Source organism: Anaerobacillus sp. QJM3NY_32 (genome assembly GCF_056173645.1).
This window is the reverse complement of sequence record NZ_CM149684.1, coordinates 1,295,327-1,310,469: the sequence shown is the minus strand read 5'-3', so window position 1 is coordinate 1,310,469 and position 15,143 is coordinate 1,295,327. Positions and strand designations below refer to the sequence as shown.

At 39.9% G+C, this 15,143-nt stretch carries 18 protein-coding genes; 2 read left to right on the top strand and 16 right to left on the bottom strand.

Annotation, left to right across the window (positions count from 1 at the left end; genetic code table 11):
• Positions 1-111: 111 nt before the first annotated feature.
• Complete coding sequence (gene mprF, locus AC0VYH_RS07100; RefSeq protein ID WP_475373564.1) at positions 112-2,643, top strand: bifunctional lysylphosphatidylglycerol flippase/synthetase MprF; 2,532 nt, start codon at positions 112-114, stop codon at positions 2,641-2,643.
• Positions 2,644-2,745: 102 nt separating this feature from the next.
• Here mprF and AC0VYH_RS07095 read toward each other — a convergent pair whose 3' ends face one another.
• The 12 genes from AC0VYH_RS07095 to AC0VYH_RS07040 form a co-directional block, all read right to left on the bottom strand.
• Positions 2,746-3,291, bottom strand: a complete 546-nt coding sequence (locus AC0VYH_RS07095; RefSeq protein WP_475366995.1) for a DUF2812 domain-containing protein — start codon at positions 3,289-3,291, stop codon at positions 2,746-2,748.
• 5 nt (positions 3,292-3,296) lie between these two features.
• Entirely contained in the window at positions 3,297-3,626 is a 330-nt protein-coding gene (locus AC0VYH_RS07090; RefSeq protein WP_430241274.1) for a PadR family transcriptional regulator, read from the bottom strand.
• Positions 3,627-4,040: 414 nt separating this feature from the next.
• Complete coding sequence (locus AC0VYH_RS07085; RefSeq protein ID WP_475373563.1) at positions 4,041-4,664, bottom strand: hypothetical protein; 624 nt, start codon at positions 4,662-4,664, stop codon at positions 4,041-4,043.
• 437 nt (positions 4,665-5,101) lie between these two features.
• Positions 5,102-5,638, bottom strand: a complete 537-nt coding sequence (locus tag AC0VYH_RS07080) for a nucleoside/nucleotide kinase family protein (protein WP_475373562.1) — start codon at positions 5,636-5,638, stop codon at positions 5,102-5,104.
• A 68-nt stretch (positions 5,639-5,706) separates the two neighbouring features.
• On the bottom strand, positions 5,707-5,916 hold the full coding sequence (locus tag AC0VYH_RS07075) for a hypothetical protein (RefSeq protein WP_475366992.1): 210 nt from the start codon (positions 5,914-5,916) through the stop codon (positions 5,707-5,709).
• A gap of 66 nt (positions 5,917-5,982) precedes the next feature.
• A complete protein-coding gene (locus AC0VYH_RS07070; RefSeq protein ID WP_475373561.1) occupies positions 5,983-6,579 on the bottom strand; it encodes a nucleotidyltransferase family protein in 597 nt (198 codons plus the stop codon).
• A complete protein-coding gene (locus AC0VYH_RS07065) occupies positions 6,580-7,035 on the bottom strand; it encodes a DUF4871 domain-containing protein (RefSeq protein ID WP_475373560.1) in 456 nt (151 codons plus the stop codon).
• A 24-nt stretch (positions 7,036-7,059) separates the two neighbouring features.
• Positions 7,060-7,257 (bottom strand): hypothetical protein, encoded by a 198-nt coding sequence (locus AC0VYH_RS07060; RefSeq protein ID WP_475373559.1) that lies wholly within the window; start codon positions 7,255-7,257, stop codon positions 7,060-7,062.
• 195 nt (positions 7,258-7,452) lie between these two features.
• Positions 7,453-7,857 (bottom strand): cytidine deaminase, encoded by a 405-nt coding sequence (locus AC0VYH_RS07055; RefSeq protein WP_475366989.1) that lies wholly within the window; start codon positions 7,855-7,857, stop codon positions 7,453-7,455.
• A 367-nt stretch (positions 7,858-8,224) separates the two neighbouring features.
• Positions 8,225-8,695 carry an N-acetyltransferase family protein gene (locus AC0VYH_RS07050; protein WP_475366988.1) on the bottom strand — a complete coding sequence of 157 codons (471 nt, stop codon included), beginning with the start codon at positions 8,693-8,695 and terminating at the stop codon, positions 8,225-8,227.
• Between the two features lie 174 nt (positions 8,696-8,869).
• On the bottom strand, positions 8,870-9,517 hold the full coding sequence (locus AC0VYH_RS07045) for a pentapeptide repeat-containing protein (protein ID WP_475373558.1): 648 nt from the start codon (positions 9,515-9,517) through the stop codon (positions 8,870-8,872).
• 186 nt (positions 9,518-9,703) lie between these two features.
• Positions 9,704-10,198 carry a CBO0543 family protein gene (locus AC0VYH_RS07040; protein WP_475373557.1) on the bottom strand — a complete coding sequence of 165 codons (495 nt, stop codon included), beginning with the start codon at positions 10,196-10,198 and terminating at the stop codon, positions 9,704-9,706.
• 219 nt (positions 10,199-10,417) lie between these two features.
• On the opposite strand from AC0VYH_RS07040, the gene AC0VYH_RS07035 reads away from it, so the two are divergent.
• On the top strand, positions 10,418-11,332 hold the full coding sequence (locus tag AC0VYH_RS07035; protein WP_475373556.1) for a cation diffusion facilitator family transporter: 915 nt from the start codon (positions 10,418-10,420) through the stop codon (positions 11,330-11,332).
• 46 nt (positions 11,333-11,378) lie between these two features.
• On the opposite strand, the gene AC0VYH_RS07030 is transcribed toward AC0VYH_RS07035, so the two are convergent.
• The 4 genes from AC0VYH_RS07030 to AC0VYH_RS07015 all read right to left on the bottom strand — a co-directional run bounded on the left by AC0VYH_RS07030 (position 11,379) and on the right by AC0VYH_RS07015 (position 14,971).
• A complete protein-coding gene (locus AC0VYH_RS07030) occupies positions 11,379-11,921 on the bottom strand; it encodes a CBO0543 family protein (RefSeq protein ID WP_430241252.1) in 543 nt (180 codons plus the stop codon).
• Positions 11,922-12,045: 124 nt separating this feature from the next.
• On the bottom strand, positions 12,046-13,377 hold the full coding sequence (locus AC0VYH_RS07025; RefSeq protein WP_194220898.1) for a GntP family permease: 1,332 nt from the start codon (positions 13,375-13,377) through the stop codon (positions 12,046-12,048).
• A 309-nt stretch (positions 13,378-13,686) separates the two neighbouring features.
• Positions 13,687-14,640, bottom strand: a complete 954-nt coding sequence (locus AC0VYH_RS07020; RefSeq protein WP_475373555.1) for a hypothetical protein — start codon at positions 14,638-14,640, stop codon at positions 13,687-13,689.
• Entirely contained in the window at positions 14,627-14,971 is a 345-nt protein-coding gene (locus AC0VYH_RS07015) for a PadR family transcriptional regulator (protein WP_303529435.1), read from the bottom strand. Before AC0VYH_RS07015 ends, AC0VYH_RS07020 begins: the two co-directional genes overlap by 14 nt.
• Positions 14,972-15,143 lie beyond the last annotated feature (172 nt).

Genomic DNA, 15,143 nt, shown 5'->3' with positions numbered 1-15,143 from the left:
AAACGGGGATGGTTTATGATTTTCTTCCCAAAGGCAAAAATTTTCACCTTTTTCAAATTTATTGAGTGAACTTTCTAAGATTCATGTAAAATCAAGATAAAGGAGTGAACTATGAAAACAACTATTTACAAGTATTTATTTCACTATTTGAAATTCATCTTACCTCTTTTTCTTTTTGTGCTAGCAGTGATTGAAAGCCTTCCTTTCATGTCTAGCATCAACCCGGAGCTTCTCCGAAATGAAGTTAATCAGTTTAACATCGGCAAACTTATTCTCGTTTTATTAATTTCTATGGGAGCCGTTAGCCCGATGTTCTTATACGACTCATTGCTTTTAAAATCACTTCAAAAATCATTTCCGAAAAAGCAGCTGTTGAAGCAATCGTTTATCGTCAATGCTTTCTCTAACCTGATCGGATCTGGTGGAATTATTAGCGGAATGCTTAGAAAATATTTTTATCAAACTTATGAGGTAGATAAACAGAAACTATCTAAGTCCATTGGAAACATTTCGTATTTTTATTTGACTGGGTTATCTTTCCTTGCACTCACAATTCTTGTTGCTTATAGAGATAATCTTCTTATGGAAAAGTTCCTATGGCTTTATGTCGTTGTTATAGCGGTTGGACTGTATCTGCCTGTACTGCTTTTTCAATTCGTTCGTCATCGTGATAAAAGCTCTCCTCGGTTCTTTGGTTCACGAACGAAATTCCAGCTCATCGCTGTCTCTCTCCTTGAGTGGACATTTGCGTTCCTTGCCGTCTGGTTACTAGCAAACATACTTGAACTGAGCATTTCTTTTCACGAGTTATTCCCCATCTTTGTTGTCGCTTCATGCGTTGGGATTGTGAGCATGATCCCGGGCGGACTCGGTTCGTTCGATTTGATCTTCATTTGGGGAACCCAGCTTGTTAGTGTCCAAGATGAGAAAGTCCTTTTTCTACTCATTCTCTATCGAGTTGGATACTTTATCTTTCCATTCTTACTCGCTGCGATTCTTTTTGTAAGAGACTATTGGGAGAAATGGAATGCAAACTGGGATAGCCTCCCACTTGCCCTTATTCAAAGGCTAAGTCATGTGATGCTTACGCTGCTCGTGTTTATTTCGGGCTTAATTTTACTATTGTCTGCAGCCTTACCTGGTATAATCGATCGGTTAAAAATTCTAGAAGAAATGCATTCTCTACCGTTTCTTGTTAACCTTTCTCATCAGCTTTCCGTTGGAGCTGGCTTTGCTTTACTCGGGTTATCAAGAGGAATTGAGTACAAGGTGAAAAGAGCATATTATCTCACCATCGTCGTCCTTTTCGCAGCAGCTGCCTTTACCTTCTCTAAAGGGATCGATTATGAGGAAGCAATCTTTCTCTTACTCGTTGCCTTCATTCTCTATATGTCGAGAACGCGCTTCTATCGCGAGAGCTATGTATTAACGTGGAGCAAAACCATTATTGATGGGCTAGTGATCCTATTCATCACGTCGATGTATGTGTTAATTGGATATTTAAGCTTGCCTTCATCAAACGGCGTTATTCCACCACAAGTCTTGCCATATGTTATTACAGATTACCACACGCTGTTTTATAGTGCATTAATTGGTTTAATGATTGCGCTGATTGTTTTTGTGATAGGAACCGCCGTGATTAAACCGAGAAACCCAATCAAGGAATCATCACCTGAACATGATAATGAAATACAAGAGCACCTTGTAACTTATGGTGGAAATACGTTAGCTCATTTAATTTTCCTGCACGATAAATCAATCTTTTGGAACTCCAATAGAACGGTTTTAATCTGCTTCCAAAAATCTTCGGATAAGCTCGTCGTTCTCGGCGATCCGATCGGACAGAAAGAAGCATTTCCTGAAGCTATCGAAGAGTTTCAGCACCTGGCAGACATCCAGGGCTATACCCCAGTGTTCTATGAAGTTAGTAACAGCCTGCTTCCCATTCTCCATGAAAAAGGCTTTGGTTTCTTTAAGCTCGGTGAAGAAGCATTCGTAGATTTAGATCAGTTCACGCTATCTGGAAAGAGAATGAAAGCATTGCGTGCTGTTAAAAATAAATTCGAACGAGAGAATTTTCAAGTTGAAATAGTAAAGCCACCGCACAGTGAAGATCTTTTGCAGAAGCTAAAAGACGTATCTGATGAATGGCTACAGGGAAGAAATGAGAAAGGATTTTCGCTCGGATTCTATCATGTGGATTATCTAAACAAATCAGAGATCGCTGTTATGAAAGAAAACGATAGGATCATTGCTTTTACTAGTCTTATGCCTGTCTACGATAACAACAAAACGGTATCTGTTGATTTAATGCGTTTTCTACACGATGCCCCTTCAGGCACAATGGACGTCATGTTTCTCTCTTTATTTGAATGGGCTAAGACTGAAGGCTACGAGCGCTTTAACTTAGGAATGGCTCCACTTTCGAACGTGGGTCAATCCAAGTTCTCCTTCTTAAGTGAGCGAATCGCTGCCCAAATTTTTCTTCATGGTCATATCTTTTATCATTTTCAGGGCTTACGAAAGTTCAAAGGCAAATACGCCCACACCTGGGAACGCAAATACATGGCCTATCGAAAGAAATCATCCCTGCCTTTTACAATGGCGCAAGTCTCGCTGTTGATTGGGAGGAAGAGAAAATGAGTGTGAAACGTAATGGGGGTCAGGTGCGTACCTGACCCCCATTACAAACAATCGTCCCATCACCACGGACAGTTCTATTACTTTATTTGCATCTGTCCCCTATTAAACATTACGCTTCTCCAACTTCCTCAACTTATATTGATACGAAAGATAGGGCATTCCTGTGAAGATCAACACAATATAAACCGCGTAACTTGCATATTCACTTATATCCCCAACAACAGTAGGGAGAAATCCATTCTCACTACTAAACAGCAACACGACTAGCATAACAGCTATTAGAAATGCTGGCAGGGCGACCTTTTTCATTGATTGGCTTTCCCTTTTATATTTCTCCTTGACGGAAGCCTGGTCTGAATAGATTGGGGTAGTGCCTGGTGCGGCCGAAAAGATGTGCATTTCACCCGCTCCAGTACAAACATGCTTCCATCCCGCTTCTTCAAAGTAACTAAAATACTCCTCATCTGCTTCCGATTGATAGTCTAGTGAATAAATCACGTCCTGTGGTTCTCCTTTTTGTAACTTAAAACCTGAGAACGCAAACTTCTCTAAAAACCATCCTTTTTGCGCAAACTTACCGAGCCGCTCCATCTCTTTCTCTTCAAAAAAAGCTAAACCGCTGCTCATCACATATTTCTTTTTCCCCAATATACTCACTCTCCTTTATTTGCGAGGATTTCTTCCCCGTGCTGAATCATTTGGCGTTTTCGTTCGATTTCTTTTTTTACTAGCTGAACACCTTTTTCTGTCGTTACATACACCTTTTTCTTATCACTCTTATCATGCAGCTCAATCAGTTCTGCCCCAAGTAGCTTTTTGATCGTGGTATACATAGACGCCGGTCCGACCACAACCGCGTGGTCTGTCATTTCCTCAATTGTTTTCATAATTAAATATCCGTGTTTAGGCTCCATCAGTGATAGGAGAATGTAATAAGATGTATCTGTTAGCTCTCCCACTTCAAGAGAATCATTTCTTGGCATTAGCTTCCTCCAATCATATATCGTTTAATGATATATCAATAAATGTAATATATCAGGTAATGATATATAAAGCAACCACTAATTGGAAAATACATTCATTTTTTTCAGAGGTGAAAACGTAAAATCACATAAAAATAGAGCTTGGAGGCGTAAAAGCCATTCCAAGCTCTGTTCTTCACTTTATTATTAAATTTCCCTCATAATGATAGACGGAATTTCATTCTTTACTTTGCCATTAATTTATATAGAGCAGTGACGCCCCATGTTATAAGAAACATAGCAACTATAAATATTAATCCTAGTCCTCCAAAAAAGAATACATTTCCCACAAAAACGCCTCTATTTCGTTAAATTCTCTTTATAGTTTCAGCATACTAAAATCCTATGACTATTAAACCGACATAACAAAAACCATTAGTTATCCTCATCACTTTCTTCAATCAAGATTTTTAACAACAAAACCTCCGTATCCTCTTGAATCATTTTCTTAACATCATCCTTGTTTCCTAAATCATAGGTTCTCATTTGATTCGATGAAGTGCTCCGATACGCTGCAAGCACTTTTTCTTCGTTCAATAGTAAATCCACCTTTTCATCTGGAAACGCATAGTCAAATGTGGCCATTGATGTTTCTGACTTCGTTTTTTCAACGCTTTTATTCGGAGCTGAGCTAACGCCTGGTGAATAAAGAAAATAAGACGGTTCACCTTCATTAGACTGAATGATTCCAAACCCTAAATGCCCTTTGGACGTTTCATCAGGAATCGGACTCTCACCGTAGATAAGTTCCGTGATAGGCTCACTATCTTTCTCTCCATCTTGATACCGCTCAACCCAAAGCCTTACCCAGCGTTTATCCGCATTCTCTAATTCGAATTCAAAATCGAATAGATTACCAAGATTCAACTCTTCGAATGTTTTTACATAATCCGAATCAGGCATAGGCTTAATCTCAGCCGTTTTATCCTCATTACTCGCACAGCTTGATAGCAGTAATGTTCCCAATAGAATGAAAGGAGCCAGAACTTTCATTTTCACTAGTTTTCCTCCAATTTTAATGCAGCATCTACTATTTCTTGATACACATCGTTCCATTCCATGTCATAATCAGCTATCTTTTTAGGCGCTACGAACATTCGCTCGTTGGATTCAAATGACCTCATAACCATCCGATGAGAAGGCGGAGTCCCCCCTCTGGAAGTAGATACACAAAAACAAATAGAAAGCACGTCATTGCACCGATCATGACAACGATCCATGAAAGAGCGGAATACTTTGATTGAATGAGCCCGTAGACACCAAACATAAGCTGATGACGCCAATCGTTAGCTCCATAAGGGCAACTGGGTAAATTGAAAAATGATTCATCAGTGAAGTTCGTAAACCGTTTAGCGCAGTGACAAATAAAACAAGGAACAGTTGCAAGAATATGCCTACTGAAGGAATGCTAATCCGTTTATTCCTTTCTTGAACGATCATGACTCAATCACAAAATCCGCTCTCTCCAAAGGCTTAACGGTATCCATATAATACTTTTCTGCTTTCCAATATCGCTCTTCAAATTTCTTTAGATTTCTCTGAGTCTCTTCTTTCTCTCGTCCAAACCGCACATCTCTTTCACATTGCAAGAAAAGCACGCAATCGAACGCAGAACGCCATTCGTCTCTTTGCAGAAAGACCCCTTCGATTAACACCAAATCTACCTTCAAATTTTCGGGCGGTATTCGTTCCATTATGCTGTCAAAAAGTTGCTGTTTTAGCTTAGCGACGTCCCACTGCAAAAAATAGTATTCGTACCACTCTTCGTGGCCTGTGTTATACCGCTTTTGCTCTGGCTCTATGTAATCATCTATATGAAATGTAACAGAGCGATACCCTGACATTTCAAGTAAGTGCTCTAACTCGGAGACGAACGTGGTTTTACCTGACCGACTTAACCCATCGATCCCAAGTAGAAAGGGTTCCTTTAGCGGGGTTTTTGGTAGTATCATTTCTAAATCAAAATGCGCCATACCACATCGCCTTCCTTCTATGTTTTCCACTCTCTGCAAATCAGATCTCCCCCAACCCCTTTTTCATCCTATAAACGCTCCTCGCTAAATTTATAATACAGGTGAACACCAGTAAAATAGATTGGTACTGCGATAAGAATAAACACAATCCCTGAGACGATCTTTTCTACAGAATAGATTTCTCGATCTAAATCGATTAAATAGTAAATAAAAAAATGAATGAGCCACGATCCAAGCATCACCCACCCTAGTAAAGATAAGAACTTTTTCGCTTCCATTATTGCCTCCAAACAGTAGATAAGAGACCACTATAAATTGTTAGAGTACTCCTTTTTGCACCTTCATCACTTGTCCCAAGCGATCACCTCAAGCTCTGGCCATTTCCGCGTCCATTTTTCCACTTTCGCTTCATAGACATCGCGGGTAATTAACAACTTGTTTGCACGCACAATTAACCCAAACAAATCACATAATCCGTATGGCGCATATACCTGAAACGCACCATCCTCTCCTACTTTGACACCGATTGATGTTGCAGTAGTAGGCCAGCTATTGATAGCATCTTCTACTGAAGAATAAGGGGCGATACGCTGACCAAATTTCTCTTCATACCAGAGATGAACGCGCGCTTCGTTTTTGGCGTCAATTTTATAAGGAATGTCGGAAAGCAACTTCCGAAGATGCTCTTCTATCTCGACCTCTTTTTCTAAGCTCAAATCCTGATCATCGTAATACACAACATCGAGGTCATGGATGCCGTAATCCAACGGCCGATTCGTTAAGTCATTCCAAACCGTTTGCACAATACACCCTGCTCCGATGTATGCATGATCGAACTCTTCCCTTAGTACACCGAGAGCCTTTTCAATGGCTGGATTCTGATAAAGAATGTGTTCTAACGCTTCTTTTTGTACACCTATTTCTTGATTAAAGTAAGGCAATTACATGACCTCCACTACAATGGTTCCAAAAAATTCTTCCCCAACATAAGCATCTAGCTCCCAGACACCTGTTGAAGGAAGTTGCATCGTTGACGGGACGTGAGCATCCGCTCCGTTGTGCGGACCCGCCAACTCATCTGATTCAAAAACCACGATCTCCTCATTTGTCTCCTGATGTGTTCCGATTACTTTAAGAGAACCATCTAGTTCGTCTTCTTCGCCCCACAAGTGCCACATGTACTTATTAGTTTCACCAACCTTGAATGCTGACGCATCATCATATATAAAGCCGATCCGCTCTTCTTCACCAATCATCTTATATGAGCCTGATGTGAAAGTGTTACTTACTTTTGCTTGGTTTTCTTTTTGAACAACCTGCTTCGTCACATGACCATTTCCATTACAACTGGTGAGAAGAATGAGAAACACTGGTAAGAATGCAAGCCATCTTTTCATACATCTTCACTCCATCCGGTCATTTTAACGGAAAAATTTATCATACTGATCAATTTGGTCTGGATGAATCCCCGTGCTTTGCTGTGCTTCTCGCTGCATCGATTGGTTACACGCCTTACACACATAGCTCGCACCAGGGTTCTGCTTCAACTTCCGAAACTGTGAATCAGAGGGCTTAATATGAAATTTCTTTATACAGAAAAAGCAGAGCGTCTCAATCATCGCCATCCCTCATTTCCAGGATTTACTTATCATCACTACACATTTCTATAAAAGGGAATAAATCCCTTCTGGGGAAACTTGAAATTCTCACATCCTTCAACCACCTGATTAGCCCTATACGGATGAACACTTTGCTTTTAGCTCCTGGACATGGAACTGATTCCTGAGATTAACGCCCATCTACTTCTTATCTAATTACTCTCCCTCATATGCTTCATACCAGTGATAAGGTTGGATCTCTTTCAATGTTTTAAAGGTAAGCGTTCCGTCTTTTGTGAACACAGCTGCTTTCACATGCGATCCCCAATAAAAGAGTCGTTCCTGACAAATGCCACACGGGGTTAAAATCACATATTGAGCATTTTCATCTTCACGTACGACGCAAATGGAATGCGTGATTTCTATATTTAATTTATGGGCTTCTAGGATAGCCCCCGTTTCAATACAAAGCTCTGCAGAAGCATTTATGTTCTCTGGAGAAACGCTCGTTAGAATAGAACCTTCACTTGTGTACATCGCCGCAGCCCCTCCCCAACCAGACGGGTAACGAGACTCTATTAAACTCACTGCTTCCTCATACAATTTGCTTTCTATTTTCATTAAATTAAACCCTTCCTCAGAATAAAATTTCACTTTTGTGCTATGTAAATGACCTAATGGATAAAAGGAGCGTTTGCGATAAACTTAGCAAACACTCCCTTAAGAAAAGAATCAAACCTACAAATTATTTTTTCTTCTTTTTTCCAATAATAAAAACCGTAATGAACACAATCATAAGCAAAAACATCCCCTCTGCCATAAATCCTTCTCCAATGCCTTACGTATTTTTCAGAGTAAATCTATTAGAGAATATAAACTGATCAATTTTTCTGCGTATTACTACATACGAAACGAACGAGAATTAGTTTCAATTGCCAGTAAAAAAAGCGCGGGGGTCAGGTGCGGACCTGACCCCCGCCACGGACATTTATACGCGCTTCACAAACACAACCCGCTCACGCCCTGGTCCGTCATAATTTGAGTGAACCGCAATTCCATTCACGACGCGGTTTCCTCCTTCAATCTCAAAACCCATTCTAAAGTGGTAGGCAATCGAATTCTTATTATCCGGCGAGGTGACGCACCTCACTAAGCTTCTGCCATAAACTTTCATTGTTTGAAAGAACGACTCATAAAGTTGACGTCCAATGTGACCACCTCGATAAGAAGGGTGAACACCAGCAATGTGAATATACCCTTCTTCTAAATGAGTTTGTGAAAGAAAACCAATTAGAAACCCAGCAATCTCACCGTTCTCTTCTGCAATAAAGCTCGTATTCGTAAAATGATCAAAGAACATTTTAGGAAGCTTGTCGATCATTTGTCCTCCACTCCACCATTCATTGATCAGTGGAGAAATCATATAGTAATCTGATTGCTTCACATGGCGAATGTTCATAAAACCCTCCAATCTTAGCAGCTTGTCTAAAACCACTTATTTCTTTATGTAAATCCCAATATTCTATCGCAGGTTATATCCACTAACAATTATTTCAAATATCCGCCCATTCCTCAATCACTTCTTTTATGAAGTAACGCAGCGAGGGACAGGCACGTGCCTGTCCCCCTCTCGCTATTCAACTACCTTCAATCCTAACAACTTCGCAAACCCAATCGCCTGATCCTGTGAAACTTCACATCCATCTAGGCTTTCCAAATCAACATGAAGGCGTTCAAATGTACACGTGCTAAGATCGACACCCTTTAAGAGCGTTTGTACGAAATTCACATCGTTTGCGTCACACCTGTTGAAAATTGTCTTTGTAAACTGACAGCCATGATAGTTCGCGCTTTGCAAAGACGTATCTTCAAATTTCACTTGTTTCAGCCTGGTATCCACATAGCTACTGAAATTTGCCATACAATTCTCAAACATAACGTTTCCAAGGTTTGCTTCCGAGAAATCAGCACCCATTAACTTGCAGTCCGTGAACTTCACGCGATGAATGATGCCTTCAGTGAAGTTCACATTGGAAAGGTTACAATTATCGAATATAACATCAATCATATCAATTTGAGGAAACGTGGCGTTTGTAAATGTAACGTTTCTAAACACCACTTTCGATAAGATCACACGGTCAAGCTCAACGTCGTCCACCGCTTCACCTATAATCTCGCAATTCATTAGTGTTAAGTCTTCATCATTATAAATCGCACGAAAATGACCTTCTTCAAGGATAGCCGGAATTTTTGGACGTTCTAGTTTTATGTTTTTGCTCATCGTAACACCCTTCTTACTTCAGTTTGGTCATAAGAAAGATATCATATGAGTGACAGTAAATATAAGCCTGTCTTTTTGGAAAGAAGTATGTACAAACTTTGCCTTGCTTTCTCAGCATGAATATTAATTACTCCCTCTCTCTGTTTGCACAAGAAAAGCCTCCAGAATGAGGAAGCTGAGAATGACTTATTCATTTGATTCCTTTGTCTTAAGCTCATCTTTGTAAAACCAGCGATAAAACATGCGTGAACTAAAATTCGTCAGCGAAAGCGTAATAAAACTCCAGTACCACTTCCATTTAACATACTTTATTAGATTCGTATATTTTTCCGCGATCACTTCTCCTATCGTAATGACTCCAACATGAAAAACATAGTAAAGAAGCTGAGTGAATTTTTTTCTATTTTCCGGATAATTCAAATTGAAGATGGCACAAAACGCGGGATAAACAAAATACTCGAATGTGAAGCTTGTACGGTTTGATTTCTTAAAAAGTCGAACAGGATATTGAATAAGTCCTTTCTCAACAACAAGCAAACCGAAAAACCATGTAACAAACTGCTTAAAAAACATGGCTACAAGACCGTGTCGAATTTTATTTCTCGGGATATATTTATATAGAAGTGCTGCAGTCACTATCCAAATCAAATAAAGAATACCCTTGTCCTTTGACACCTTCATCACGCTCCTCTATCACATTAAAGTCCCCAAGTTTGGTCTTTTGATACATACTAATTGAGCGAAAATCCGCCTTATAGATACAGTTGTCTTTTGAAGGGGTCAGGCCCGAGCCTGCCCCCTTCAAAAGACGTTTAAAACAACTTGCATTAGTGGTATAATCAGTATATGAACATATACTCATGTATAACGTTTTATTGTTAATCGATTGGAGGCATTACGATGGGGCATAATCATTCTCATGATCACGGACACACTCATTCAGCAAACAAAAAAGCACTACTCATTAGTTTTATACTTATCGCCACTTTTATGATCCTAGAGGTTGTTGGAGGAATTATAACCAACAGTCTCGCACTCTTATCTGATGCCGGTCACATGCTTAGCGATGCCGTCGCTTTAGGTATGAGCTTACTTGCCTTTAAACTCGGTGAGAAGAAATCTGATACTGAGAAAACATATGGGTATAAGCGATTTGAGATTCTTGCGGCGTTCTTAAACGGGATTGCGCTTATTGCGATTTCATTCTATATCTTATGGGAATCCATTAATCGTTTTATCGATCCACCGGATGTAGCAAGCACAGGTATGCTGGTCATCGCTACTATTGGCCTGATCGTCAATATTCTCGTAGCTTGGATCCTTATGAAAGGAGACACTTCTGAGAATCTCAATTTACGAAGTGCTTTTCTCCATGTATTAGGTGATTTACTTGGATCAATCGGCGCAATCATTGCCGCATTGCTCATCATGTTCATAGGCTGGAATTACGCCGATCCAATTGCGAGTGCGATTGTCGCTATACTCGTTTTAATTAGCGGGATCCGAGTCACGAAGGACTCTTTCCACGTATTAATGGAAGGAACCCCTTCTAATATCGATCTTCAAAAAGTGAAAAAAGCGCTAGTTGAAATCGATGGGGTGAATTCTATTCACGATTTGCATATTTGGAACATTACCTCCGACTTTCCATCTTTCACCTGTCACCTTGTGGTTAACCAGGGGGTAAATCGAGATCAAATGCTTAAGATCGCTGGGCAAAAACTACATGATCAATTTGACCTCTCGCACACTACCATTCAAATCGAATGTGAAACATCAGAAATAAAAGACCAAGAAAATAACTGTAACGAGTAATAGAATCCAAAAAAGGGGGAGCAGGTTCGTACCTGCTCCCCCTTTTCTATTCTAACTCGTGGAAATTACCTCTCCTACTAACACGGTGGGCAATAAGATAAATGATAATGTAGACTGGCACCCCATAATATAACTCCCATTTAAGAGGAACATATACGTCTAATTTAATAAATAACGGCTCGAATACAAACGCACAAATTAGCGAAAAGAACACCGCCTTCAATAGTGGACTGAAGTTTGGTTTGTATTGAATAAGCAACATAACCATAACTGGGAAAGAACTTAAATCCCATGGCATAAAAAACGTATGTATGTACGGTAGCGGTGTATACAAATAAAACCATAGACCATAAGCAACGCCCATCGAATCCAGCGTTGATGTAATCACATAAACAAATAATCCTGCTAATAATAAACGGTTCGTGCTTTCCTTTTTTCGTAGAATCAGCCAAATAACCCACGGTCCTACAAGAAGTAAAACGTTCAACCACCATTGCCAGGCAAGAAACATTTCTTCTTTCCAAAGGGTGCTATATCCATCGTTTAATTTTTCGATTGAAGTATGAAGTTCAATCATCTTATTCTTCACTTCATTCAACATCCCATCATGTACCCTATCGTATTTGATATGGTTAACATTTCCTAAATAGGAGCGTTTTATGCTGGAATGAAAAAAAGAGGGGGTCAGGCACGTGCCTGACCCCCTCTCGCTTTTATACAAACATGTTCAGAATTAATGCTCCGCCAAATGCTGCAAAGGAAAGAACGGTTTCCAACACAGTCCACGTTTTAAACGTTTCTTTAACGGTTAAGCCTAGATATTCTTTAACCATCCAGAAACCAGCATCGTTTACATGTGAGAACATAAGTGAACCTGCACCTGTAACAATAACGAGCAATTCTAGATTCACACCTGACATCGTTGCGATGATCGGTGACACAATTCCAGCTGCTGTTGTTAAAGCAACAGTTGCGGAACCTGTAGCAATTCGAATAAGACCTGCAATCATAAAGGCAAGAACGAGTGGTGATAACGAAAGATCTTGAGAAAGATTCCCGATAATCGTTCCAATTCCGCTATCGATCAAAATCTGTTTAAAGCCACCACCTGCACCGATGATCAAGATGATTGATCCAACAGGTAGAATACATTCTTCTACGTATTTCTTAATTTGTTTTTTGTCTAATCCCTGACGGAATCCAAGGAAATAGAATGCAAAGAAACAAGATAATAACAGTGCCACAAGTGGGCTACCGATAAATTCTAAAATCCCTTCCGCACTACCTGGTAACGGTAGGAACGGAGCGAACGTACCTAGAACAAGTAAAAACACCGGCATAATGATTGTTGTAAATGAAATGCCTGTACCAGGTAGTTTAGATGGATCCTGCTGATCTTCCACTTTGATCAAATCAGGCTCACCTACAGGAACTACGCGCTTGTTAATCCATTTGGCAAATACCGGACCACCAAGAATACCAGCTGGAAGCGCTATAACTAGTGAATACAATAGAACTTTACCAAGATCCGCTTCATAAATACCAATCGCAGCAACGGCACCCGGATGCGGCGGAATCAATCCGTGCACAATCGACAAACCTGCTACAGCTGGTAGCGCAATCAATAAAATGTTTTTCTTCGTTGCCTTTTGAATCGAAATAACGAGTGGTAATAGAATTAAAATACCAACTTCAAAGAATACTGGAATTCCGATAATAAATCCTGAGAAGAACATCGCCCATGGCAACTTTTTCTCTCCAAAGACGCGAATAAAGAAATTCGCAATCTGCAACCCTGCACCGGATTCAGACAGCAGTTTTCCTAGAATCGTACCAAGTGCTAGAATACCAACTAAGTGACCAAGTACGCCACCAACACCCGCTTCATATGAACCTATAATATCGACCCATTCCATGCCCGACATGACTGCCAGGAATAAAGCCGCTACAGTTAAACCAATGAAAGCATGCCACTGAAATACAGAAACTCCTACAATTACGATTGCAATTGATATGAGTGTTATTGCTAATAAGTAGATTTCCATGATAACTCCCACCTCTTCTAAAATAAAGGGTTTACATTAATTCCATTGAAAACCCTTCCAACTTTCTTCATTATAGGAATTATTATTTCATAAATCAATGGAAACGTTTAAAAAATTTTTCTGTTAATTGTGAAACAGACGGTTCTATTTGATAGAAAATCCCTAAAAACCCTTGATAATAAAGGGTTTACATCATGAAAAATAGAATCGCAGTTTCTGCGATTCTATTAAAATTTATTTTTTTCAGTTAATTAAACCCTTGCATTTCTAGCACTATTTTTAAATATTCCACGAAAAAAAGCACTAAACTTACAAGTTCGCTTTCCAAAATCCTTTCACAATATCCATGCCGGCACTCAGAATAAAGAATAGCCCAATTGCTGCAAGAATCATATTTTGATACGTTTCTGAAAGAGACAATAAGTTCGTTAGATCCGGATGAATCAGCTGATCATTTAATAACATAATCACAATTACTGTCGTCGCAAAGACATGATGAATAGCATTAGCCATCGCTAAACGCTTCGTCCAATAGCCAACAATCACTTTATATAAAGCTAGCAACACCGTCGTTAGAAGAGTCAGACTTACAAGTGGCCAGTAAGATAAAAGCACATCATTATTAAAGAAAGGCACATCCAACTTACCGTTTCGAATGATGCCAAGTAAGTTGTCTGCGTTAAAATAAAGCGTTGCCCAAACTGCCGCAAAGAGAAGGTCGGCGAATAGCTCCGATTTCGCAACTTTCTTCTTTTTGGGCACAGAGGTTACCTTCTTTAATTCATCCGCTGACCATCCTTTTAGCGCTCGGTTTATATTTATATCGGTCCGTTCCAAAATCACAAAAATGAGGGTGATCCAGAATAGTGTTTGAATTGCGGTATTCCATAAGCCTCCAATAGCATCACCCATCAGATTAAAAAAGACGTCTCCAAGTGACCTTGTGCCATTGTAGTCGATCACATTAATCGTCATAAACCCGATAAATGTGACAACGAGCGAAATAGGTAACACCATCTTGATAATCTTCATGTAAAGTTCAAAATATTGAGGGCCAATGAGATGCATTGGCCAATCCCGAAATCCATTCGCCATTTGTACCGGGCTCCCAAGTTCATTAAGGGCGCTCTTCACTTCTTCTTCTGAAGGATCATCCGGCAGCATATCCCCGATCGTTGATCTTAATTCAAGCGCAATGTCCTCCCGAATGGATTCAGGAAGTCGTCTCGTCACTTCACCAATGTAAACCTCAATCAGATTCACGTTCGTCCTCCCCCTTCAACAAGGTAGCTAATTCGCTCGATGTTTTCTCCCACTCTAGTTTCAGCTGTTCGAAAATTTCTCTTCCATACTCACTTAATACATAATACTTACGCGGTCTGCTTTCCGTTGTATCCCAACTGCTCGTCACCATCTCCTGCTTCTCTAACCTCCGAAGCAGAGGGTACAGCGTGCTCTGTTCAATGGATATGCCTGATTTGTCAAGCGATTGAACGAGAGAATAGCCATATTGAGGAGTTCTTAATTGACTTAGAACCGCGAGCGTTAACGTGCCTCTTCTGAGCTCCGTTATGAATGAATTTAATAACGTCACACCCTCACCAACCTTCTTACTGTGTGTCATACACTATATATACTATGTATCATACAGTGTTATGTGATAAACAGCAATGTGGATTTGATAACATTTTAATAAAGGAGAGGGGGTCAGGTACGTACCTGACCCCCCTCCCCTTTTCATTTGTTATAATAGTAAAATAGTTTAC

Bases quoted from the DNA above. Each gene is read 5' to 3' on its own strand.
- mprF (WP_475373564.1), top strand. From the start codon at position 112: ATGAAAACAACTATTTACAAGTATTTATTTCACTATTTGAAATTCATC.
- AC0VYH_RS07090 (WP_430241274.1), bottom strand. From the start codon at position 3,626: ATGCCAAGAAATGATTCTCTTGAAGTGGGAGAGCTAACAGATACATCT.
- AC0VYH_RS07080 (WP_475373562.1), bottom strand. From the start codon at position 5,638: ATGGCGCATTTTGATTTAGAAATGATACTACCAAAAACCCCGCTAAAG.
- AC0VYH_RS07075 (WP_475366992.1), bottom strand. From the start codon at position 5,916: ATGGAAGCGAAAAAGTTCTTATCTTTACTAGGGTGGGTGATGCTTGGA.
- AC0VYH_RS07065 (WP_475373560.1), bottom strand. From the start codon at position 7,035: ATGAAAAGATGGCTTGCATTCTTACCAGTGTTTCTCATTCTTCTCACC.
- AC0VYH_RS07060 (WP_475373559.1), bottom strand. From the start codon at position 7,257: ATGATTGAGACGCTCTGCTTTTTCTGTATAAAGAAATTTCATATTAAG.
- AC0VYH_RS07055 (WP_475366989.1), bottom strand. From the start codon at position 7,857: ATGAAAATAGAAAGCAAATTGTATGAGGAAGCAGTGAGTTTAATAGAG.
- AC0VYH_RS07050 (WP_475366988.1), bottom strand. From the start codon at position 8,695: ATGAACATTCGCCATGTGAAGCAATCAGATTACTATATGATTTCTCCA.
- AC0VYH_RS07045 (WP_475373558.1), bottom strand. From the start codon at position 9,517: ATGAGCAAAAACATAAAACTAGAACGTCCAAAAATTCCGGCTATCCTT.
- AC0VYH_RS07040 (WP_475373557.1), bottom strand. From the start codon at position 10,198: ATGAAGGTGTCAAAGGACAAGGGTATTCTTTATTTGATTTGGATAGTG.
- AC0VYH_RS07035 (WP_475373556.1), top strand. From the start codon at position 10,418: ATGGGGCATAATCATTCTCATGATCACGGACACACTCATTCAGCAAAC.
- AC0VYH_RS07025 (WP_194220898.1), bottom strand. From the start codon at position 13,377: ATGGAAATCTACTTATTAGCAATAACACTCATATCAATTGCAATCGTA.